This is a genomic window from Pedobacter jeongneungensis, assembly GCF_000633455.1.
Taxonomy (GTDB): Bacteria; Bacteroidota; Bacteroidia; order Sphingobacteriales; family Sphingobacteriaceae; genus Pedobacter; species Pedobacter jeongneungensis_A.
In genome coordinates, this window is record NZ_AYMG01000039.1 from 52,745 (window position 1) to 74,102 (window position 21,358).

Annotated in this window: 22 protein-coding genes; 7 read left to right on the forward strand and 15 right to left on the reverse strand. The window is 37.7% G+C overall.

Going from position 1 to position 21,358, the window contains the following annotated elements; genetic code table 11:
* Window positions 1-154 precede the first annotated feature (154 nt).
* Entirely contained in the window at window positions 155-505 is a 351-nt protein-coding gene (locus U859_RS0128695) for a hypothetical protein (RefSeq protein WP_025146655.1), read from the forward strand.
* Window positions 506-1,094: 589 nt separating this feature from the next.
* Window positions 1,095-1,727, forward strand: a complete 633-nt coding sequence (locus U859_RS0128700) for a phosphatase PAP2 family protein (RefSeq protein WP_162800081.1) — start codon at window positions 1,095-1,097, stop codon at window positions 1,725-1,727.
* On the opposite strand, the gene U859_RS0128705 is transcribed toward U859_RS0128700, so the two are convergent.
* Window positions 1,717-2,331 (reverse strand): Crp/Fnr family transcriptional regulator, encoded by a 615-nt coding sequence (locus U859_RS0128705; protein WP_025146657.1) that lies wholly within the window; start codon window positions 2,329-2,331, stop codon window positions 1,717-1,719. The genes U859_RS0128700 and U859_RS0128705 overlap by 11 nt on opposite strands.
* A 219-nt stretch (window positions 2,332-2,550) precedes the next feature.
* Between U859_RS0128705 and U859_RS0128710 the strand changes: the two genes are divergently transcribed.
* Window positions 2,551-3,216 carry an HAD family hydrolase gene (locus tag U859_RS0128710; protein ID WP_029986269.1) on the forward strand — a complete coding sequence of 222 codons (666 nt, stop codon included), beginning with the start codon at window positions 2,551-2,553 and terminating at the stop codon, window positions 3,214-3,216.
* A gap of 73 nt (window positions 3,217-3,289) precedes the next feature.
* Here the strand turns inward: U859_RS0128710 and U859_RS0128715 are convergent, their stop codons facing one another.
* Window positions 3,290-4,462, reverse strand: a complete 1,173-nt coding sequence (locus U859_RS0128715; protein ID WP_025146659.1) for an aldose epimerase family protein — start codon at window positions 4,460-4,462, stop codon at window positions 3,290-3,292.
* 615 nt (window positions 4,463-5,077) lie between these two features.
* Between U859_RS0128715 and mgrA the strand changes: the two genes are divergently transcribed.
* Window positions 5,078-6,067, forward strand: coding sequence for an L-glyceraldehyde 3-phosphate reductase (mgrA, locus tag U859_RS0128720; RefSeq protein WP_025146660.1), 990 nt, complete (start codon window positions 5,078-5,080; stop codon window positions 6,065-6,067).
* A gap of 172 nt (window positions 6,068-6,239) precedes the next feature.
* Complete coding sequence (locus tag U859_RS0128725) at window positions 6,240-7,181, forward strand: cation diffusion facilitator family transporter (protein ID WP_025146661.1); 942 nt, start codon at window positions 6,240-6,242, stop codon at window positions 7,179-7,181.
* A 272-nt stretch (window positions 7,182-7,453) separates the two neighbouring features.
* Here U859_RS0128725 and U859_RS0128730 read toward each other — a convergent pair whose 3' ends face one another.
* From U859_RS0128730 to U859_RS0128780, 11 genes are all read right to left on the reverse strand, one after another.
* Window positions 7,454-8,383, reverse strand: a complete 930-nt coding sequence (locus U859_RS0128730; protein ID WP_025146662.1) for an NADP-dependent oxidoreductase — start codon at window positions 8,381-8,383, stop codon at window positions 7,454-7,456.
* A 12-nt stretch (window positions 8,384-8,395) separates the two neighbouring features.
* Window positions 8,396-9,769 carry an NAD-dependent succinate-semialdehyde dehydrogenase gene (locus U859_RS0128735; protein WP_025146663.1) on the reverse strand — a complete coding sequence of 458 codons (1,374 nt, stop codon included), beginning with the start codon at window positions 9,767-9,769 and terminating at the stop codon, window positions 8,396-8,398.
* A gap of 56 nt (window positions 9,770-9,825) precedes the next feature.
* Window positions 9,826-10,974, reverse strand: coding sequence for a sensor histidine kinase (locus tag U859_RS31425; RefSeq protein WP_025146664.1), 1,149 nt, complete (start codon window positions 10,972-10,974; stop codon window positions 9,826-9,828).
* A 96-nt stretch (window positions 10,975-11,070) separates the two neighbouring features.
* A complete protein-coding gene (locus U859_RS0128745; RefSeq protein ID WP_025146665.1) occupies window positions 11,071-12,246 on the reverse strand; it encodes a DUF3095 domain-containing protein in 1,176 nt (391 codons plus the stop codon).
* 87 nt (window positions 12,247-12,333) lie between these two features.
* Window positions 12,334-12,828: an RICIN domain-containing protein gene (locus U859_RS0128750; RefSeq protein WP_025146666.1), complete on the reverse strand. Its 495-nt coding sequence runs from the start codon at window positions 12,826-12,828 to the stop codon at window positions 12,334-12,336.
* 37 nt (window positions 12,829-12,865) lie between these two features.
* A complete protein-coding gene (locus tag U859_RS0128755) occupies window positions 12,866-13,063 on the reverse strand; it encodes a hypothetical protein (protein ID WP_162800082.1) in 198 nt (65 codons plus the stop codon).
* Between the two features lie 103 nt (window positions 13,064-13,166).
* A complete protein-coding gene (locus U859_RS0128760; protein WP_025146668.1) occupies window positions 13,167-13,487 on the reverse strand; it encodes a hypothetical protein in 321 nt (106 codons plus the stop codon).
* A gap of 129 nt (window positions 13,488-13,616) precedes the next feature.
* Window positions 13,617-13,913, reverse strand: a complete 297-nt coding sequence (locus U859_RS0128765; protein ID WP_025146669.1) for a Dabb family protein — start codon at window positions 13,911-13,913, stop codon at window positions 13,617-13,619.
* 49 nt (window positions 13,914-13,962) lie between these two features.
* Entirely contained in the window at window positions 13,963-16,659 is a 2,697-nt protein-coding gene (gene ligD, locus U859_RS0128770; RefSeq protein WP_025146670.1) for a DNA ligase D, read from the reverse strand.
* A 10-nt stretch (window positions 16,660-16,669) separates the two neighbouring features.
* Entirely contained in the window at window positions 16,670-16,843 is a 174-nt protein-coding gene (locus U859_RS30750; RefSeq protein WP_205314452.1) for a DUF3606 domain-containing protein, read from the reverse strand.
* A gap of 105 nt (window positions 16,844-16,948) precedes the next feature.
* Entirely contained in the window at window positions 16,949-18,160 is a 1,212-nt protein-coding gene (locus U859_RS0128780) for a glycosyltransferase family 87 protein (protein WP_025146671.1), read from the reverse strand.
* A gap of 281 nt (window positions 18,161-18,441) precedes the next feature.
* Between U859_RS0128780 and U859_RS0128785 the strand changes: the two genes are divergently transcribed.
* Window positions 18,442-18,663, forward strand: coding sequence for a DUF3606 domain-containing protein (locus tag U859_RS0128785; RefSeq protein WP_025146672.1), 222 nt, complete (start codon window positions 18,442-18,444; stop codon window positions 18,661-18,663).
* Between the two features lie 8 nt (window positions 18,664-18,671).
* Entirely contained in the window at window positions 18,672-18,872 is a 201-nt protein-coding gene (locus U859_RS0128790; RefSeq protein ID WP_025146673.1) for a hypothetical protein, read from the forward strand.
* Window positions 18,873-18,874: 2 nt separating this feature from the next.
* On the opposite strand, the gene U859_RS0128795 is transcribed toward U859_RS0128790, so the two are convergent.
* Together U859_RS0128795 and U859_RS0128800 are read right to left on the reverse strand one after the other, a co-directional pair.
* On the reverse strand, window positions 18,875-20,020 hold the full coding sequence (locus U859_RS0128795) for a serine hydrolase domain-containing protein (RefSeq protein ID WP_029986273.1): 1,146 nt from the start codon (window positions 20,018-20,020) through the stop codon (window positions 18,875-18,877).
* Window positions 20,021-20,086: 66 nt separating this feature from the next.
* Complete coding sequence (locus U859_RS0128800) at window positions 20,087-20,548, reverse strand: VOC family protein (protein WP_025146675.1); 462 nt, start codon at window positions 20,546-20,548, stop codon at window positions 20,087-20,089.
* Window positions 20,549-21,358: the final 810 nt, after the last annotated feature.

The following is a 21,358-nucleotide window of genomic DNA, read 5'->3' on the forward strand; positions in this document are numbered from 1 at the left end:
TTTAGGGAATATCAATGTGAAGATAAAATCTTGTTCATGTAAAATTTATGCGTGTTTGGTATTTGTTATTGATTTCTGTCAAATTCACCTTAACTTTGGATTGCTAAAACGAGGTTGGAACTATTGACATTTTCGTTTTATTCATCCCAACAATATGAAAAAATTATCTCTCCTTTTGTTCTTATTGGCTACTGCATTTTGTGCAAAAAGCCAAACTTTGGTATTGGCCAAAGATGCAGCCCAATATGTAGGTAAAAATGTAACCATCTGCGATTCGGTTTACAGCACAAAGGGATTGGAAAAATTAACTTTGATTAATTTAGGTGGTGCTTATCCAAAAGAACTCATTACTGTAGTAATTAATAAAGAAGATGAAAGCAAATTTCCATCCGAGCCCTCTAGCATGTTTATGGGAAACAAGATCTGTGTAACTGGGATTGTAACCGAATTTAAAGGCAAAAGGCAGATTGTTGTTACTGATCCAAAACAGATTGTGGTAAAGTAATTAGCCATCATACCGATTTATTTTTGAGGATTTTACAACCTCTATATAAAGTAATAGCTCACTTCATACAACAAGTGCCTTTTCGTTTAATTATGGTGCGTTGTGGCATGATCGTTATATGGGCTTCTGCTCCATAAAAAAAAATGCGTTTGAAACCAAAAAAAGATTGGCAATCCATAGGAAAATTCAACCTAAGCTCCTCCTCTTTCAAAGGAGGTAGGCTTCGGCTGGAGCGTTAATACTAAGCTATTATTTATGGAATAAATGTAGAGTGGTGTGCTTCTTCAGTCGGCAGGAAATTAATCCTGCCAACCTCGTAAGCATAGATATCCTTATTATCTGGTTCGAATATTCAAAATCATTTTAACATATCATAACGGTTTATACATATAGGCTTATTTCCTTGATGAATCGTTTTATTTCCTTGATGAATTTTTCTCACCCCTGTGGTTTTTGTTATACACCAACTTCATTTCTTTACCAATTTAGGTTTATGCAGGTCGATCAATTCTTTAAAAAACTGAAAATTTTATTTCAATTGGCATAAAATCCATAGTTTTGGTTTTCTGATCTGCATATGTATACCCTTTTGAAACGAAATACCTTAATTTTTATACTCGCCATACTGATTGTATCCTTTGCGACTTTGAGTTTTTTTATTGCCCAGCACCCTATCCTTGATTTTGATATTAAAACTTCGCTGTTTATTCAGCAATTTCATGCCGACTGGTTAGATAAGGTAATGCTGGCCATTAGCTTTTTTGGCGAACTGCCTTATTCGCTACTTTCTGTTGTGGTAGTCGCAGCCATTTTTTACTGGCAGAAATATAAACGCGAGGGTATATTTATTTCAACCGTTTTGTTATCAGGACTGATTATTTTGGGTATAAAAAATGTAATTAACCGCCCGAGGCCTACTGCATTTTATGTTCGCCTGGTTGAAGTTAACCGTTTCCAGAGTTATCCCAGTGGGCATGTATTATCCTATACCCTATTTTTCGGTTTTTTGATTATCCTGATGAACAATCTGAAAGATATACCAAAACTGACTAAAAACATTGTTACTTACCTATCCGCATTTCTGATCATTACCATTGCCCCATCAAGAATCTATTTAGGAGCGCATTGGTTTACAGATACGGTTGGAGGATTTTTGCTCGGCCTGATCTGCCTTTTTCCGCTATGTTATTTCTATTTTAAAAAAAAGCAGGTTAATCCTTAAAGCCTGCATCAGGTTTTTCTTTTTTCCTGATTCTGCTTAAGGTTTCGATACGTATGCCAAGATAACTGGCTAAAAACTTTAATGGTACCCTGAATTTTATTTTTGGGTGGCCATTTTTAAATTGCCTGTAACGTGCTTCGGCAGAAGGAATCCTCGATAAAATAGAGCGCTCTTGCGACATGTGATAATGTATGGCTAAAAGTTTTCTGGCCAAAATATTGGTTTCAGGAAATTGCGCATACATCTCATCAATAAGGTGGTATGGAAGTATAAGCAGCTCCGAATCTTCTAACGCCTGGAACTGCTCCTGATAGGTAGGTTTAAGTGATCCAGGGTTCCGGATGCTACCTACCAGGTGATTTTCATCAATTAACCAGGAGGTAATATCTTTCCCTTCATCCGTAATGAACCCACGCACCAAACCCTTAATAATAAAAAATAAACAATCGCCATGCAATTCATTAAAACAAGGTAAAATATTGTTTTTACGCACTGAGATCCTGAATGTTTCGGCTTTTGCGCGCTCGACTATTTCTTCGCGCAGCGGCTGCAAGTCATTCAGATATTTAATAAGCGGTTCACTCTCATGCCTGGCAGCATCCATAACATTTATCGCGGTTTTTAAAACAATGCAAGCTATTACATGTATCGCGGATTTCCAAATACCCAAACGGTTGCAACAGACAAAAAATTACAATGGTAAGGATTTATTTATTAACATGTTTTTTATGTAAGATCAGTTAAGGGATAATTTAAATGTTAAATTTCGGATTGATGACCCTATTTTAACTTAATCATAAAAAAATCTGATAATTTTGCCGCCATGATAATCCCTAAACCCAAAGCTTTTCTCTTCGATCTAAATGGCACCATGATTAACGACATGGCTTTTCATAATCAGGCATGGCATAATATCCTGACACAGGATTTAGGTGCAAGCATCAGTTTCGATGCGGTTAAAAAACAAATGTACGGTAAAAATCAGGACCTTTTAGAACGTGTTTTTGGTGTAGGCCATTTTTCTCAGGAACAGATTGATCAGATTTCCATTGAAAAAGAACACCGGTACCAGGCCGCATATAAAAAGCATTTAACGCTCATTGCCGGATTAGGTGAATTTATGGAAAAGGCAAAACAATTGGGTATTCAAATGGCTATTGGGTCGGCAGCAATTCCATTCAATATAAATTTTGTGCTCGATAATTTAAATATCCGTTCATACTTTAAAACGATAGTAAGTGCCGAAGATGTGGTAAACAGCAAGCCTGATCCCGAAACTTTTACCAAAGGAGCTCAAATTTTAGGTGTTGATGCCAGCGAATGTATTGTTTTTGAAGATGCACCAAAAGGTGTTGAAGCGGCACAAAATGCCGGGATGAAATGTGTAGCGCTCACCACCATGCATACCAAAGAAGAGTTTTCGGCCTATAATAACATTATTGCTTTTATAGAAGATTATACCGATCCGGTTTTACAGAATCTTTTCTAAACAGATACGGCCTGTGTTTCCACAGACCGTATACTATGTTATCATGATTGAGATGTAGGGATTACCAAAACAATTATTTGGTAAATTTATAGATTGAACTTGTTTTATATACTTGTCCGGGTTTTAATACTGTTGAAGGAAATGCAGGTTGATTTGGAGAATCCGGAAAATGTTGGGTTTCCATTGCAATTGCTGTTCTGAAATCATCTTTCGCACCCGATTTAAAGGTATTTTTACTTTGCATAAAGTTACCGCTATAAAATTGCAAACCAGGCTCTTGCGTGTAGATATCCATTACAACTCCTGATTTATCTCCTTTAACGGTAGCCGCATGAAACATACCCATCGCTTTAGTCTTATTGAGAACGTAATTATGGTCGTAACCTTTCCCGAAGGTTAACTGCTCGTTTTTTTCGTTTATGCGTGCACCAATTGCTGTTGCTTTATTAAAATCGAAAGGCGTTCCTGCTACTTTTTCAATTTTTCCTGTTGGGATCAGAGTCGAATCAACCGGAGTATATCCATCAGCATAAATTTGCACCTCATGGTTTAAAATGGTTCCACTTCCATCTCCATTCAGGTTAAAAAATGCATGGTTGGTTAAGTTTACCACGGTAGTTTTATCTGTTTTGGCCTCATAATCCATTTTTAATTCATTATCATCGGTTAAAGTATAAGTTACCTTAACATCTAAATTGCCAGGAAAATTTTCATCTCCATCTTTTGATAAATAATGTAATACTAAAGTATTTTCGGCGGGTTGTGTGGCATCCCAAACCACATATTGATAACCTTTTTTGCCACCATGAAGTGTATTTTGCCCGTTATTGGTAAATAAAGAATAGGTTTTACCCTCAAGCGTAAATTTTCCTTTAGCAATGCGATTGCCATAACGCCCAATGGTTGCACCAAAGTATGGCTCTGTTGATTTTTCGTAATCGCTTACGCTTTTAAAACCTACCACCACATCAACCAGTTTTCCATCTTTGTTTGGCACCAATAAGCTCACTAAACGTCCACCGTAATTGGTAAAAACTGCTTCCGCATTATTCTTGTTTTTTAATGTGTACAAAGCAGTTTGTTTACCATCAATTTCTTTTTTAAAAGAATCGGGAACGAGTTTAACAACAGCTGCAGAGTCGCTTTTTAAACTATCTGTAGAGGAAGATTTTTTGGTTTCAGATTGGCAGGATGCGAATCCGATTGCAGCCAGAACGCCCAGGCCCGCTAATGATTTTAATTTCATAAAATGGAATACTTGGTTTAGATTTTTTTATTTTTTTAAATATAACGATATCACTTAATATTACAAATAAAACGATTTAGATGAATGTACAGACGGATAGTAAAGAATAATTTACTTTAAGAACTACCAATGATACGATTTGCAGAAATGGTGATAACAAAATGTAGAAATTTATAAAGAGAGAATTAGTCTGCTCAAAGGATGATGTCATTAACTTAAAGTGAAAAGATCTTCACATGCTAATATTAACAAATTCTCTTATAAATATCGTCCTCTCGACCGAAGCAATGCGAAGTGGAGAGATCTTTGGACTATCGGGTCAATTGGGGATCTTAAAGCCTATGCATTAAGATTCCCGCCTGCGCGGGAAAGACGATCGCCCTAATGTAATCTGTCAAGTGTATCCTGTCAAAAGACAAGTGATTTTTGTTTTCGACTATAAAATTCTTCCACTAATTGTCCAGACTCATTAGGGAAGCTCAGATGAACAAAATGCCGGTGCATTTTAAACAATGCTCGTAAAATAGCTAAACCAAAACTGGTCTATAATTTTATGGTAAAATTACTTAAAATCCGGTAAAACTGAGTATTATTGCGTGCAATCAAATCCCAAATATGAATCAAAATATTTCAGCAGAACGTTACGATAAAATGTTATACCGCCGTTGTGGCAAGAGCGGAATTAAATTGCCGGCTATTTCATTAGGTTTGTGGCATAATTTCGGGCATGTAAACGTTCTCGAGAACAGCAAAAACTTAATTTATACCGCATTTAATAACGGAATTACCCACTTCGATTTAGCCAACAACTATGGCCCCCCTCCGGGTTCTGCAGAGGAAGTTTTCGGTAAAATTCTTCATGAAAATTTTAAAAGCTACCGCGATGAAATGATTATTTCGAGCAAGGCCGGATATACCATGTGGGATGGCCCATACGGCGATTGGGGATCAAAAAAATACCTGGCATCGAGTTTGGATCAAAGTTTAAAACGTATGAAACTGGATTATGTTGATATTTTTTATCACCACCGTCCTGATCCCGAAACCCCGCTAGAAGAAACCATGGGCGCCTTAAGCTTATTGGTTCAGCAAGGAAAAGCTTTGTATGTAGGCATATCCAACTATCAGGCTGAAGATGCGGCAAAGGCCATTAAAATTTTAAAAGATAACGGTACGCCATGTTTAATCCACCAGCCCAAATATTCGATGTTTGAGCGTTGGGTAGAAGGTGGTTTACTTGATGTTTTAGAAAACAATGGTGTAGGCTGTATTCCTTTTTCTCCTCTGGCGCAAGGACTACTTACAGATAAATATTTACATGGTATCCCGGCCGACTCGCGGGTGGCTACCAGTGGTGTTTTCTTAAAAGAGAGCAATATTACTCCGGAGAAAATAGAAGTAATCGGCAAATTAAATGAGGTGGCAAAATCACGTGGGCAAAAATTGGCACATATGGCTTTATCATGGATTTTAAAGGATAATCGCATTACCACTGTATTGATAGGTGCCAGTAAACCAGAACAAATTACAGATTCAATTAAAGCTTTAGATAACATCACATTTAGTGAAGCTGAAATCAAATTGATTGATGAAATTTTAGGTTAAAATTCCCAAATAGTCGTCATCCCGACTGGAGCGTCGCGCAATGGAGAGATCTTTGAACTTTGTTAAAGATTTCTCCACTGCGTTGGAGATGACGATTTTATTCGTTTGTACTTTTCAAAACCAAATCAATTAAAAACCGTTTAAGAAATGAATCCTTTACGTTTCTTAATCTATGGCAAGAGCCAACAATTCTATTTACAGCGCATTAGCGGCCAATTTATTAATTGCAGTAACTAAATTTATTGCAGGGGCGTTTACCAATAGCTCATCAATGATTGCCGAAGGCATCCACTCTACTGTTGATACCAGCAACCAACTTTTATTACTTTATGGATTAAAAAGAAGTGTGAAACCGCCTGACAAATCACGGCCTTTTGGTTATGGTAAAGAGTTGTATTTCTGGTCGTTCATTGTATCCATCATGATTTTTGGTTTAGGTGGTGTAGTGTCTATTTCGCAAGGGATTGCACATATCCGTCACCCTGAAGTTTTGGGCGATCCAACATGGAATTACGTGGTATTGGGTTTATCTTTCCTATTCGAAGGTGCCTCCTTAATTATCGCGATGAAGGAGTTTAATAAAACCCGTAAAGGACTGCCCTGGTGGAAAGCCATTATCAAAAGCAAAGATCCATCTGGCTTTTTAGTGTTGTTTGAGGATGGCGCTGCTGTTTTAGGATTATTGATCGTTTTTATATTTATGGTGCTCAGCCATAACTTAAATCTTCCGTTTTTAGATGGGTTGGCTTCCGTTTTGGTGGGTACGCTTTTGATTTTTGTTTCATTTATACTGGCAAGAGAAAGCCGTAGCCTGTTAATGGGGGAAGGTTTAACTTCAGAAACACAACAGAAGATTAAGGAACTTGCAGAAAATGATCAGGATGTGATTACAGTAACGAGCATTTTATCTCAATATCAATCTCCAAAAGAAGTATTACTGGTGCTTATCCTAACATTTAAAGCAGAATTAAATACCACTGATTTAACCAATGCGATTGACAGGCTGAGGGATAAAATAAAATCTGAATATAATGTGATCAAGTTCGTGATTATCCAGCCACAATCTGCTGATATAGCGGAGAATGATTTCAGTAAGGATATTTACCTGGAATAATCTTGTTTTTACCGCACAGATAGACGCAAAGAGAACGCAGTTTATATTAAAAAAGTGATCCTTATTTTGAGGGAGATAAATAAGCATATAAATCTTCAAAAATTAGTGCTATTAACAACACATTATCTACAGATTTTAAAATCAACACTTTTACTACGAATAAGGGATCTTAAAGCTTATGGCATTAAGATCCCCAATAGAGTTGCGAATGACAATTATTCTATTTCTTAATAATCTTCGGACCTCTGACATCCGACTTTGGACATATTTCCCTAAATTACCTGTAATACAATCTTTCCTCTTGTATGCCCTTGCTCGCTTTCGGTTTGCGCTTGTTTTGCACTGGTAAAAGGTAAAACTTTTTCTATAACAGGTTTAACTTTACCTGAATCGATCAAAGTAGCAATTTCAGCAAGTTGACCGGGAATTGATTGTGCGGTAAAACCAATGAGATGAAGTTTTTTCGCCTTTGCTTCTGCTACAAATTCAGGCATTAAGGTAGTAATTACCCTGCCCCCTGCTTTTAATATATTTAACGATTTGAATTGTGTTTCTCCTCCAATGGTATCCAAAACCAAATCAACATCACTTAAAACGGTCTCAAAATCTTCCATTTTATAGTCAATTACTTCATCAGCGCCCAAGCGTTTCAAAAAATCAATATTAGCGCTTGATGCTGTACCGATTACATGGGCTCCTTTCCATTTTGCAAATTGTACGGCATAGGTTCCCACGCCACCTGCCGCTGCATGAATCAATACCTTTTGGCCGGTTTTTAACAAACCATGATCGAACAGAGCTTGCCATGCCGTTAAACCTGCCAGAGGTACAGCGGCAGCTTCGGTATGCCCAATGCTTGTGGGTTTAATGCTAATGATGTTGGCCTTTACCACAATATATTCTGCATAAGCACCGTTTTTTGTTGGATCGGGTCTACCATAAACTTCATCTCCCTTTCTAAAAGAGCTTACTTTTTCACCTAAATCTTCTATGTTACCAGAAACATCCCAACCCAGGGTTAATGGTAATTTTGCTGGAAATTTCTCTTTCCGTTGTCCTTCTCTAATTTTCCAGTCCACCGGATTTACACTGGTTGCATGCACTTTAATCAATACTTCATCTGGTGCTGGCTGGGGAACCGGAATTTCATCTATAGATAAAACTTCTGGTCCGCCAAACTCGTGGATTCTAACTGCTTTCATATCGGATATTGTTTATTTGATGTATACTGTTTTGATATTCACAAATTCGTGGATACCGAACATACCTAATTCCCGGCCATAGCCAGATTGATTGATACCGCCAAAAGGCAATGCGGGATCTGATTTAACCCCCTCATTTACAAAACAAGAGCCTGCTGCAAGTTTATTTCGGGCGATATCTTCAGCCAATGCCGCATTTTCGGTAAAAACGGCCGCACCCAATCCAAAATTGGTATCATTGGCAATGCGGATGGCATCGTTAGTATCTTTTGCTGTTATAATCGCAGCTACAGGCCCGAATATCTCCTCATCATAAGCCAATACGCCTTTTTTCACATCAGTTAATATAGTGGGTTGGTAATAAGCATGTTTACCTTCCATAGCTGGAATTTCGCCGCCCAGGATACATTTAGCACCTTGTTCGATACTCTTCAAAACCTGCTGATGCAATTCATCGCGAAGGTCTGCCCTTGCCATTGGTCCTAAATCGGTATCATCCTGCAAGGGATCACCAGTTTTTTTACTTTCCATTTCAGCCGTAAAAAGTCCGGTAAATTTATCTTCTACAGTTTTCACCACAATAAACCGTTTCGCGGCAATACAACTTTGTCCATTGTTGATTAACCTGGCCTCCGCACATATTTTTGCGGCCTTCTCTAAATCGGCATCTTCCAAAATCAAATAAGGATCGCTTCCGCCAAGTTCCAAAACTGTTTTTTTAATCAATTTACCTGCTTGTTCGGCTACTTTTTTACCTGCTTCAGTGCTTCCGGTAAGGGTTACGGCTTTGATATAAGAATTTTCGATTACTTTAGAAATGGCTTTACTGCTGCAGATCAGCGTTTTAAAAACATTAGCTGGAAAGCCAGCGTCTTCAATTACTTTTTCTATTTCGATGGCACAGCCTGTAACACCCGATGAATGTTTTAAAACGCCGCAATTACCCGCCATTAAAGCCGGAGCCAAAAAACGGAATACTTGCCAAAATGGAAAATTCCATGGCATGATGGCCAACACTACGCCAATAGGCTGAAAGCTCACATAACTCTTGGACGCACTTGTTTTTATGGTTTGATCAGCTAAAAATTCAGCACCGTTTTTAGCATAGTATTCGCAAACGGAAGCACATTTAAGGATTTCAGCAACTCCGGCTTTTAAGGGTTTACCCATTTCTAAAGCCATGAGTTCGGCCAGTTGATCTTTACGCTCGGTTAAAAGTTTCGAAACCTTCAGCAACAGCTTCGAGCGGCTTTGAAAATCAGTTTCCCTGTAACTTAACCATGCCTGATGTACCCGATCAATTTTCTGATTAATCAGTTCTTCAGTATCTTCCTGATAGTTTTTTATGATTGCCCCGTTTACAGGGTTTATAGATGAAATGCTCATTTAACATTAACAAATGAGCATTTAAGATTGTGTTTTTTATTTGAATATTAATCAAGCTAAGAAACAAGAGGAATATCAAAATAAAAAATAGAACCTACGCCATACTTGCTTTCTACCCATATTTTACCGTTATGGCGGTTAATAATTTCTGCACTAAGGTATAAACCGATGCCAAAGCCTGAAATGCTTTTGGTTTGTTGATTTTCTACCCGGTAAAAGCGATCAAAGAGCCTTTCTACATCATGTTGCTGAATGCCAATTCCGCTATCGGCTACACGTACATTTACTTTGTTTCCAACGATTTCAGATTCAACCCAAATGGTACTGCCCTGTGCCGAATATTTTATTGCATTACTGATCAAATTTGAAATAACCGACGACATTTTTTCTCTATCGGCATTCACCATTTTAGGTTCCCTCTCGATAAAATTAATATGATAAGATGAATCAATCAAACGGGCATCTTCCACAACATCACAGATGAGTTTATCCAGGTCAAAATCAGTCCTGAACAGTTGAATCTTTCCCGATTCAAGGCGTGATACATTTAAGAACGAACCGATCATGGTGGTCATCTTGCGGATCTGCTTTTGAACCTTATCAAGTGTGGTGATTAAAAAGCTATCTGTTAAAGGCTTATTTTGCATCAGTTGGACGTAAGCACTGATGGAGGTAAGTGGCGTTTTTAACTCATGACTTACCATACTAATGAAATCATGTTTCTGCTGGTCTTCTTTTATACTGATCATTAACTGCTCCTCATCCAGCGCCTCACGCTGCAATTCAGTTTCTTTAATGATTTTTCGGGCGAGAACCATATCGCTAACATCGCTTGCGGTGTGTAAGATACAATATGGCAAGCCCGATTCATCTTTTATGGCCTTATATTCGTAACTATAATAAGCAGTTTGTAGCTTCCCATCTTTCATAGTTTCGGCCGGAACAGCATCTCCCTTATCAGTAATTCCGGTTAACAGCACATTTTTAAGCATATTGATAAATGGCTGTCCTTTTAGTTCTGGCACTGCTTCTTCTAAAGGTTTTCCGATAATAGACCGGTCTTTGCCCCAAAAGGCTATCATGGCGTCGTTGGCCATTTCAATCACAATATCTTCCGAGGTATAAATGGCCGTTGCATCTTTTGATAAAGCAAGTACATTTAACAGTTGATCGCTACTTAAAACTCTGGAAGAATGACGGCCCATGTATATTTGAAAATTAAAATGCTTATCGTGATTACCCTTTGTAATATTTCAGGTATATAACATACAAGTAGCCGTCGTAAATGTTTGGGAGGTTTATTAAATGTTATCCGTCTTTTCCATTTTTTCGCGTATTTTTTGTTTCAGTACTCCGGCTGCCTGGGTGTAGCCTCCTTCTGCCCCGTCAACAAAATGAATGTGGTCATCTTCCAGATCCCTTACATAACACGACATAACCGATTGACCACTTACATATAGTGCATATAAAATTTCATGCTTGTACTCTAATGCATCCAATGCTTTTTGCAAAGCTAAACGCTGTTGCGCTGTTCCTGTAATTACGGTATTGATGCGGCCGTCTATCACCAGGGTATCAGACATGGCCACGAGCTGTTTAAGATAATTTTTTCCACTCTCCGTCCGGAAATAGATATATCCATAGATGTTAATGAACCAGGATTTGATGAGTTCAAAAAACTTAATCTTCCCTAAACGGTGTTTCATTTCTTTGCCAAGGCTGTTAAAACTTGTCCTGAAAATCAGTTTAGAAACCGAAATCGGCTGGCGTTTTTCGGGTGTGCCATAAATCTGATCGAGTTGACGGATCACCCTGCTGAACACTTCGGCCTGCTGTTGACAGTTTTGGGCAATTACAATCAGGGTTACAATTTCTTCGCTATTCTCTGGTGGTTCGATCTTATCCCAACGGCATTGCATGCCGCTTAAATCTATTTCGTCGTTAGTGGTATCGTGACCTGATAACAGGTAATCATCCCCTTTGATCATTTTTTCGGCATAAGCCAAACCATCGCCTAAAACAACCGGAATTGAAAATGTTTCAGAGCTGCTAAACCTGCTGATCCGCAGGCTATGGTTGTGGGCATAAATCTCCTCAACCGGTATAATGCCTACCCTCAAATCGAGATTGAAATTTTCGCGGGTATTAGCTTTGTATTTCAACAGCGATTTCATCACCTCATCTACAATACCCGGAGGAATGATAAACGTTGCTCCATCTCCTCCAAAGAAAAAGGGCACAGTTATATTGGCCTTAAATGCGATATTAAGCACAGCCACAATACTGCCAGTAGCAATAAGGTTAACGTTCTCGTGCAAACCAGCATTAACGGCAGCTGTAGAACTTTTAATGTCGGTGATAATCACATGCCAATCTGCGGGTATTTCTTTAAATAACTTATTTTTAACCAATAACTGATATAAAGGAATTTTATTTACAGGCAGGTTAGCATAGAAATGATCTTGGTTATCTGGCATAATTATACTTGGAACATCCTAATATACGTATTCGAAGATAATATGTATTTCAAAAGCGCTAATCGATTCATGGGGGGGGGTTGTATTTTACATGGTTGGTGCCTGTTCGTATATCGTCCATTGCTGCTCCCTGGTCTTTGTTTTCTTTGCCAGGATAATGGCTGAATTGGTTGTTCCTTTTTTATCTTCTGGTGTGATATAAAGATCGGTCCCTTTAAGTTTAATGAGGTATATATCTTTTCCAACAGGTTCAAATTCGTATTGCTGGTTGGTACTACCCAAAGTTAAAGGTTGTTCTTCTAAGGCTACATCAGCAGGTTTAGGCTGAAAAGTTTTTCCTGTAAAAAGATTTTTTAACTGATATGCACTTCCCTCAACAGCGATAAAATTCCAGGTCATACATTTCCAATTCTGCGGATCGTAAGCTACCAAAGGTGTTCCATTTTTACCACTGGCATCTTTAACACGCAATAGCATGCCTGTAAGCACATTTTTAATGGCATAATTTCCTTTTATGGCTTGAGCAAAAACAGCCTGATTAACGAACAATACAAAACCAAGTGCGATAAGATAGTTTCTCATCACACTAATATAACGAATTTGTTAACCAGGAAAAGAATTAAAGAATAATCAGTATGGTACCCGATTTGAGCAATTTAAAGTAATAATGACATTCGCCATAACGGTTCACTTTTTCAATTTCACAAACTTTACCTGATTTACCATATTCATCAGCTAATAAGTCGCCAATTTTAATGCTGTCTAAAAGATTCACATTAATAGACGCTCTTTTGATTAGTGTAGCGCTTTTTTCCATGAGATTGCGGTTTATTGTATCTACGCAATCAAAAACATTTTGGTTTTGTAGTATCATAAATTACTTATAATTAAGTAACAAATATACACAAATGTAGTTTTAATTAGCAATACATTAGTTCATAAACCCGTTTCATATATAAAGCTTCATCAATTTTTATAAAAAACTCGTACCATTCTTCTCTGGTAAATACCAAACTGATATCAGGAAATGGAGTAGATAAAATCACCACTTGTCTTCCATCCGGTCTGTTTTCCAGATAATCGTCAAAATCGAGTTTTTTGGTGGCCACATAAAAAGCATCAAATTGCTCAAAAGAAAAGTTCATCAGCACGCCTGAACGCCATATATTTAAAACTTTGCAATTATTACACTGAGCAATAGTGATGTTTGCATTTTGAGCAAGAACTGTTGTTTTACACATGAGACTGAATTTTATAATCAATTATAGTTTTAGCAAATATCATATTATTTAGAATAATTCCAAATAATAAAATCGATTATATAAAAGTCCATAAAAAAAATGCCCCCATTTTAATGGAGGCATTTAGTATTATTCTGCGTCATAAATAACAACTTTATCAAAATAGACCCTGAATTCGTCTAAGAAAGCTTTATGCAATGGGTGAACCTGATAAACATCATGTGCAGCCAGATCTTCAAAAAATAAAATCAGGCTAAAAGTATAAGTTGTATCTACTACAGCACGCTCAATCGGTGCCGGTACGCCAATATGAAAAGTTTTTACAACTTCGATGTTTTCTAATGTTTGTAAGCTATTGCGGAAAGCATTTTTTTGCTCTTCGGTGGTATCGGCTTTAAGCCAGAATAAAACGTGGTGTGCGATCATTTTTTAATTTTTTTCAAATATAATGAAAGCGGGAAAAGATCATTCATCTTTATCCAAAAACACTCTTGGCTTTATTGATGGCTTTTTTTAAGTCTATCCCCTTGCCCAATACCCCTTTAAACAGATCGCCTTCAACTTTTAAACGTTCTATAGCATTAAAAATATTAAAGTCTTTCATCTTTAAGCCGGGTTTTACTTCATCCCAATGCAAAGGCATGGAAACAGTCGCGCCTGTTTTCGGCCTTAAAGAGTAAGGTCCGGCGATGGTTGCACCTGGCCTGTTCTGTAAAAAATCGAGGTACATTTTCCCTTTTCTGGCGGCTACCATTCGTTCTAAAGATGTATAATCCGGGATCTGTTTGTGTACCAGGTTTACAATGATTTTAGCGAACATCTGGCTCTGATCGTAATCGTATTTAGCGTTTAAAGGAATATAAATATGCATACCTGTTGAGCCTGATGTTTTACAATAACTGGGCACATCAATGGCGTCCAATACCTTTTTGGTTTCAAGAGCCGCTTCAACTACCTGATCGAAAGAGTGTTTATCCGGATCGAGGTCGATTACACAATAATCAGGGTTATCGGGGTGCTGCACACGGCTAAACCATGGATTCATTTCTATACAGCCTAAGCTGGCCATCCACAATAAGGAAGCTTCATTGGTACCCACCAGGTATTCCTTTTTCTCGCCCTCGCCATTTTCATAAGGAAAAGTTTCAACCCATTCGGGTGCCTTTCCTTTCACATCTTTCTGGTAAAAACTTGGTCCGTGGATACCCCCCGGAAAACGGTTAAGCGATTGCGGCCGGTCTTTAAGATAAGGCAAAATATATTCAGCAACCTGGTAATAATAATTAAACATGTCCCTTTTGGTTACTTTATCTTCGGGCCAATACACTTTGCTCAAATTGGTAAATTTCAGTTCATGTCCTTTTATTTTTCTTACCTGCGTTTCATCTTTTGGGTTTAATAAAGTTTTGGGTTCTTTTCCTTTGGGTGGTTTTATGGCATGGGCATGCTCCTCTTTTTCTTTAACTTCATCCACAATTTTTTGAGTAGGTTTTTCCTCTTCGCGGACGACCGATTTCGCTTTTTTATCCTCCCGCATGCCCTGAAAGGATGGATGGCGAAAAACGCCATCTTCGGTTACCTCGGTAAAAGCTACTTCGCATACCAACTCTGGTTTTAACCAGGTAGCTTTTGCCTTTGGCGGATTTGGCCTGAAACGCGAAGGTTTATTTACATCAGGAATACTTTCGAAGGGGCTTTTATCTACAATAATCGGTTTAAATTGCTCCATCATTGTTTTTTGCAGTTTATCCGAAAACCCCGTACCAACCTTACCTACATATTGCAATTTTCCTTTTTCATATACCCCCAATAGGAGCGAACTGAATGATTTTGACGTGTCGGCATTTTTGGTAAAACCGGCTATCACCACTTCCTGACGTTTGTGTACTTTAATTTTCAACCATTCTTTCGATCTTCTGTCGGGAGCATAAGTACTATCTGTTTTCTTTGCTATAATACCTTCTAATCCCATTCTTTGGGCAGCATCAAAAAAATCGACACCACTGGCTTTGAAAACTTTTCCTAAACGAACACGATCATCGTCGTTTGGCAGTACATCATTTAAAATGGCCTGACGTTCATCAAGCGGAAGTTCCATCAGGTTTTTGCCTTCATACCAAAGGATATCGAAAACATAAAAAACAAGTTCACCATCTGCCTCGCTTCTCCAGTTTTGTAATGAGCCAAAATTAGATATCCCTTTATCATTCAAAACTAAAATCTCACCATCTAAAACAACATTGATTTTCCATTCGTTGAGCAAATCGTAAATGGGGTAAAACTTTTCGTTAAATGATTTATTGTTCCGCGAAAAGAGCTCTACTTTTCCTTTATTGATAAAAGCCAAAGCACGGTACCCATCCCATTTTACCTCGTATTGCCAGTTTGGATCATCAAAAGGCTCATCAACCAGGGTTGCGAGCATAGGCTTGATATTTTTAGGAATGGCCGATTTTGGTGCTTTTTTTAAGATGGCTTTTACATCTATCGTTTTGTTATCGCCTACAGGTTTTGTTTCTTTCTTAACCTTTGGTTCAGTATTTTTTTTTTCGGGCTTTATTTTTTGCTCTTTTCCTTCTTTCCAAACTTTATCGGGTATTTTTTCCATCTTTTCAATGGTTTTTCCAGAAAGCACGGATTTATCTTCCTTAGTAATATCTTTTGTTGAGGCGTAATCATCTTTATGTTTGATCAGCAACCAGCCATTTTCGCCCATACCATGTGTTTTAACAAGGGCAAATTCGCCATGCAGTTTTTCTCCGTTCAGTTTAATTTTTAAAGAACCTTCTTTTAGCTGATGCAACAGGTGTTTTTCCTGTGCCTTTTTACCTTTAATGACTTCAATCGGCTCATAAGTACCTTCATCCCACACAATTACCGTTCCGCCGCCATATTCTCCTTTAGGTATAATCCCTTCAAAATCCTTATAATCGTAGGGATGATCTTCTACCATCATGGCCAAACGTTTGGTTTTCGGATCGGTAGACGGGCCTTTAGGTACGGCCCAGCTTTTTAAAACACCTTCCATTTCAAGTCTGAAATCATAGTGCAGGCGTGACGCATCATGCTTTTGGATTACAAAATGTAACTTGTTCCGATCGCGGCTTTTACCTGATTTAGGTTCTGCCGTTTTTGAGAAATCGCGCTTGGCAACATATTTTTCCAGACTCATAATTGATATTTTACTTTTTTAAAAAATCTTCTACTTTGTGGGCCGATGTACCAACGGTTTGCACTGCAGCCTTTAGTTTATCTTTACTCACGCCAAATTTGTTAGACCAATAATCCAGCTCATAACCCTCGTTAATGTTGATCCTACCGCGATCAGCACTTCCGCTTTTTTGTTTATCGTCCATAATATTTTTGATTAGATTGCTATAAAACAGCCTGATAACAAAAAAGGTTTTAACATCCATTTTTATAAACGGACATCAAAACCTTAAAAAAATAAAAATTTAAACTTAATCTATTAGCGCAGTAACCATTTCTGGTTCTGTTTCTTCTGCATAGGCGAACCTACTTTTTGTAGCATTATAAATAATCCTTAGCCAAACCAGGAAATAGGGGAAACTGATGATCGCAAGCGATAGAGGATGCGATTTGGCAAAGGCCGGAAATAACAGTAAGGGAAAATTACATGTGATAAAAAGCAAAACAGGCAACAATACCCTTTTCATGGCTTTATTATTTTCTTTTACATACCATATCCCTACTCCTACAACAGAGATAATAAAAGTACAATCTTCGGCACCTGTGCTAAATAATACCGGAAACAACAGCACTGAAGATAAAATCATCAGCTGAAATTTTTGTTTCTCAAAGTTAACTAGACGCTTAAAAGGTAGCATAAATACTAGAGAGCCAAGCGCAAGAAAAAGAAAATTAGGTATTTCGGGCTCATCTAAAAGCTGCCTGAAAAAACCCATAATAGAAATATCAATCCCCTCGCCCAAAACGTTGAGCATATTTTTTCCAACAAGCGAGTTTTTCCAATCCACATAACTATGCGCAACAAAATCAGGTGAGGCAAACAACATGGGCAATAAAAATATAATTAGCGACCACATGATTAACCATAATATAAACTGAGGCTTTTTCTTTGCGAAAAAGAAAAATACAAGACCAACAATACCATAAAGTTTGATAAATGTGCCGAGTACAATACACAGCGCAGACCATATTCCTTTATCCTTATTAAGAAGCGTATAACTTAATATCATTAAGGCACCTGCTCCAGCATTAAACTGTTGGTTAAGCATCGATTCTATCAAACATGGAATGGCAATATATCCGATAACTACTTTTTTCTCTTCGCTTAAGGGCAGGGTTTGGATGGCTTTAAAAAGTAAAAAACAACTGAATAAATTCCATAATAGCAAGCCCACCCAATTGTGAAGCAGGGCAAATGGAGCGATTAATACACTAAAAACCGGCCCGTAATGATTGGTATCGTCATGGTAAGCTGGGTAATGGGTATACAACGACCTTTCGTGGAGGAGATTTCTAAACGTATTTTCAAAAATGAGGTAATTGTTGTACCGATGCGTTACCCACGAATCGATTACAAAAATCAGGGTAATCAACACCCAGAGGAATAATACAAAACGATTATCCTGATAAAACTTTCGGCGCGGGGATAGACTCGGAGCACCGGTTAGAGAATGATTTAGCATTGTAAAAAATATATTACATTACAATAATAAATAGGCTCTACCAGAAAAGCAAATGTTTTGTAAAGAAAATGTTACTCTTTTTAGAAATAAATAATCCGCTAAAAACAGACAGATCAAAATTTGATTTGACAGCTTTTTAGCCCTAAAAAACATAATTATTCGATGAGGTTTTAATCATCAGCAAATAATGTTCAATTATCTGAGAATTTACTGACAAAACTGCAAAACCAAAAAGGATTTATTGATGTTTCTTGAATATTACTAACCAAAAAATTCATAAAATGGAATATCAACTAAATTCGATGAATGCGAGGAAAGAATTTATCGAAATCGCAGACGAACAAGACCGTAATTACTGGGCTGCACGATTGGGCGTTACAGCTGAAAAACTGAAATCTGTTGTTAAAGCTATTCAAAGCATGGAATTTTCTATTCTGAAAGAATACTTAATGATGGAAAAAATTAAATCCGGAAGTACCTATCAACGGTTTGTGAATCAATAATCAGGAACATGGACTACAAAATTAATAAAAACGAAAAACCGGCAGCAGTTGATCAACCCATTACTGATTGTACACATTTAATTGATTTACCACCAGTTAAAAGTGTTTTTGACCAAAAGGTAAAAGGAAATAGTATAAATCATCCAAAAGCAGGTATTAGAACCCTAACTGCTTTCTTCCATAAGAATGGCCTGGCAAATTTGCTATAATTTTATTTAAAAAATGATTGGTATAAACTGTTGATTGCTGCCCGGCTAAAGTCGGGGAAACCATCAGTGTAAGTAGCATTTATGCCATTGGTAATGATCACAAATCCAAATTTTTCTTTCGGATTAAAGAACATGGTACTGTATAAACCATAGGCAGAACCAGTATGACCTTTTAGCTTAACGCCTGGGATAAAGTTATCGGCCGTTCTAATGGCAAAGCCATAACCTTCTTCATCGGTTAAAGCTGTTTGCATTTGTTTGGCACTCTTTTTACTGATAATCTTTACACCATTTGCGGTGCCATAATTCATGTGCATGATCATGTATTTAGCAAGATCAGTTGCGGAGATTTTCATCCCTCCTGTTGGTGAAAAAACCGGGGTGGTATAACCCATTACATAATTGGCTATCTCTGCCCTGCGTGGTGCATATGCCGTTGGTGAAGGTGTATAAGATTTTGTATCGGGATGATATTCGTATAGCTTTACAAAACGCGTGCTATCTAAAGAATCCACACAATAACCTGCATAAAGTCCTAGAGGTTTAAGCACATGGTTTTTCACATAATTATCAAAGCGCTCACCCGATTTTTTCTCTATTATGGTGCCGATCAGGTTAAAATTGAGGTTACAATAGTCAAATTTGCTTCCCGGTAAATAATCGTTGTAACATTTTGCCCAATCTGGGTTTTTATCCGGATTAATCACATCCAAATTTAAATAGCCTTGCGAATCGTTTAAACTGGAGGTATGAGATAAGGCCATTTTTAAGGTAATTTTCTGATCGGGAAATTTTGGATTCCTGATTTTAAAACCCACCAGGTCACCGAAATCATCATCGAGAGAAATTTTACCTGCTTCTACCAGTTGCATGATGGATGTTGCCGAAAAAGATTTCGAAATAGATGCGATCCTAAAAATGTCCTGATCGCTTAAAGCCTGTTTATTTTCAAGATCTTTCAATCCAAATGAATGGGTATAAATAATCTTGCCCTGCTTTACTACAGCTACCGAAGCACCAACAGCACTATATTTTTCCATTACAGTTTTAAAATCTGCTTCAGCCTTTACATTCTGGGCATTTGACTGTTGCGTTATTCCTACAAGTAAAAAGAGTGCAAAAAGATGCTTAAGGCAAGATATTTTCATGAGTTATAGGGCTAAGCACTAAAGATAGGTGATGAGGCCAAACAAAGTTAACACGTAGTAAAAAATTTACTTCGCGTCGTTTACTTCAAGCCAATGACCATCAGGATCTTTGAAATAAATCTGTTTTACGCCATCAACGCGGAGCGTAATGCCTTTTTCTTTGCCCGCCCAATCTTCAAAACTGATGTTTTTTGCATTGAGTTTTTTAACAAAATCGTCAACAGATGGAACACTAAAACATAAATGTCCGTTTTTATCAAAAGTTTCATTGCCTTTTGCTCCCTGAATCAAATGTAATTGTCCGGCAGCTCCTAAAGTAAACCAGGTGTGGCGATTATCTTTAAAAGGCTCTGGAATGATATTCAGGTTAAAAACACTTTCGTAAAAAGTAGTGGCTGTGTTTAAATCGGCTACATAAACAGCAATGTGGTTTAAAACAGCAGGTACATTTTCGGATTTATTCTGCGCCATGGCTTTTTGAAAAATGAAAGAAAATAAAATGATGGTAGTTAGGGAGACTTTTTTCATGCTTAAATATCATACAAAATTTTCAATAAATGATAAAATATAAGATTTAACTATGGCTATGAGAAGCTAAGTGAATTTCATCATTGCGTGGCACTTGCAGTGCCGATTTTCAAGGAAATAATCTTAACGGCCCCGCTTGTAGCGATCGTTGTAAGATTACTTCGTCGGCTAAAAAAGCCTTCTCGCAATGACGATTCCTCGCTGCCTATCAATCCGTTGCTCTCTCCTGTATAAAACAAAAGTCTTAGCGAGACGCTAAGACCAGGAAAGAGATCTAAACAGATTTCTCGACTGCGTTGCACTCCGATCGAAATAACGATCGCGGGGAATTTTCCGTGTTCTCCGTGCATCCGTGGCAAAAATTAATTGCAGTAAAAACAAAGGTCTTAGCGAGATGCTAAGACCAGGAAAGTTTAACTATGGCTATAAGAAGCTAAGTAAATTTCATCATTGCGTGGCACAGCAAGTGCCGATTTTCAAGGAAATAATCTTAACGGGCCCGCTTGTAGCGATCGTTGTAAGATTGCTTCGTCGGCTAAAAAAAGCCTTCTCGCAATGACGATTTCTCGCTGCCTGTCAATCCGTAGCTCTCTCCTGTATAAAACAAAAGTCTTAGCGAGACGCTAAGACCAGTAAAGGCGCTAAGTCTAAAAATCACAAGAAAGATCGTCATTGCGAGGAGGAACGACGAAGCAATCTTTGATGCATGAAGTTTTTACTATAAAGATTGCTTCGTCGGCTAAAAAAGCCTTCTCGCAATGACGATTTCTCGCGGTTTATCTTTCTGCTGAAAATGATGATCGCGGCGAA

Coding starts and splice junctions, on each gene's coding strand:
- ligD (WP_025146670.1), bottom strand. CDS start 16,659: ATGAGTCTGGAAAAATATGTTGCCAAGCGCGATTTCTCAAAAACGGCA.
- U859_RS0128755 (WP_162800082.1), bottom strand. CDS start 13,063: ATGGAAAAAAGCGCTACACTAATCAAAAGAGCGTCTATTAATGTGAAT.
- U859_RS31425 (WP_025146664.1), bottom strand. CDS start 10,974: ATGGGCCGTCATTCTTCCAGAGTTTTAAGTAGCGATCAACTGTTAAAT.
- U859_RS0128735 (WP_025146663.1), bottom strand. CDS start 9,769: ATGAGCATTTCATCTATAAACCCTGTAAACGGGGCAATCATAAAAAAC.
- U859_RS0128710 (WP_029986269.1), top strand. CDS start 2,551: ATGATAATCCCTAAACCCAAAGCTTTTCTCTTCGATCTAAATGGCACC.
- U859_RS0128695 (WP_025146655.1), top strand. CDS start 155: ATGAAAAAATTATCTCTCCTTTTGTTCTTATTGGCTACTGCATTTTGT.
- U859_RS0128765 (WP_025146669.1), bottom strand. CDS start 13,913: ATGATCGCACACCACGTTTTATTCTGGCTTAAAGCCGATACCACCGAA.
- U859_RS0128715 (WP_025146659.1), bottom strand. CDS start 4,462: ATGAAATTAAAATCATTAGCGGGCCTGGGCGTTCTGGCTGCAATCGGA.
- U859_RS0128760 (WP_025146668.1), bottom strand. CDS start 13,487: ATGTGTAAAACAACAGTTCTTGCTCAAAATGCAAACATCACTATTGCT.
- U859_RS0128785 (WP_025146672.1), top strand. CDS start 18,442: ATGGAATATCAACTAAATTCGATGAATGCGAGGAAAGAATTTATCGAA.
- U859_RS30750 (WP_205314452.1), bottom strand. CDS start 16,843: ATGGACGATAAACAAAAAAGCGGAAGTGCTGATCGCGGTAGGATCAAC.
- mgrA (WP_025146660.1), top strand. CDS start 5,078: ATGAATCAAAATATTTCAGCAGAACGTTACGATAAAATGTTATACCGC.
- U859_RS0128725 (WP_025146661.1), top strand. CDS start 6,240: ATGGCAAGAGCCAACAATTCTATTTACAGCGCATTAGCGGCCAATTTA.
- U859_RS0128790 (WP_025146673.1), top strand. CDS start 18,672: ATGGACTACAAAATTAATAAAAACGAAAAACCGGCAGCAGTTGATCAA.
- U859_RS0128795 (WP_029986273.1), bottom strand. CDS start 20,020: ATGAAAATATCTTGCCTTAAGCATCTTTTTGCACTCTTTTTACTTGTA.
- U859_RS0128705 (WP_025146657.1), bottom strand. CDS start 2,331: ATGGATGCTGCCAGGCATGAGAGTGAACCGCTTATTAAATATCTGAAT.
- U859_RS0128780 (WP_025146671.1), bottom strand. CDS start 18,160: ATGCTAAATCATTCTCTAACCGGTGCTCCGAGTCTATCCCCGCGCCGA.
- U859_RS0128745 (WP_025146665.1), bottom strand. CDS start 12,246: ATGCCAGATAACCAAGATCATTTCTATGCTAACCTGCCTGTAAATAAA.
- U859_RS0128800 (WP_025146675.1), bottom strand. CDS start 20,548: ATGAAAAAAGTCTCCCTAACTACCATCATTTTATTTTCTTTCATTTTT.
- U859_RS0128750 (WP_025146666.1), bottom strand. CDS start 12,828: ATGAGAAACTATCTTATCGCACTTGGTTTTGTATTGTTCGTTAATCAG.
- U859_RS0128730 (WP_025146662.1), bottom strand. CDS start 8,383: ATGAAAGCAGTTAGAATCCACGAGTTTGGCGGACCAGAAGTTTTATCT.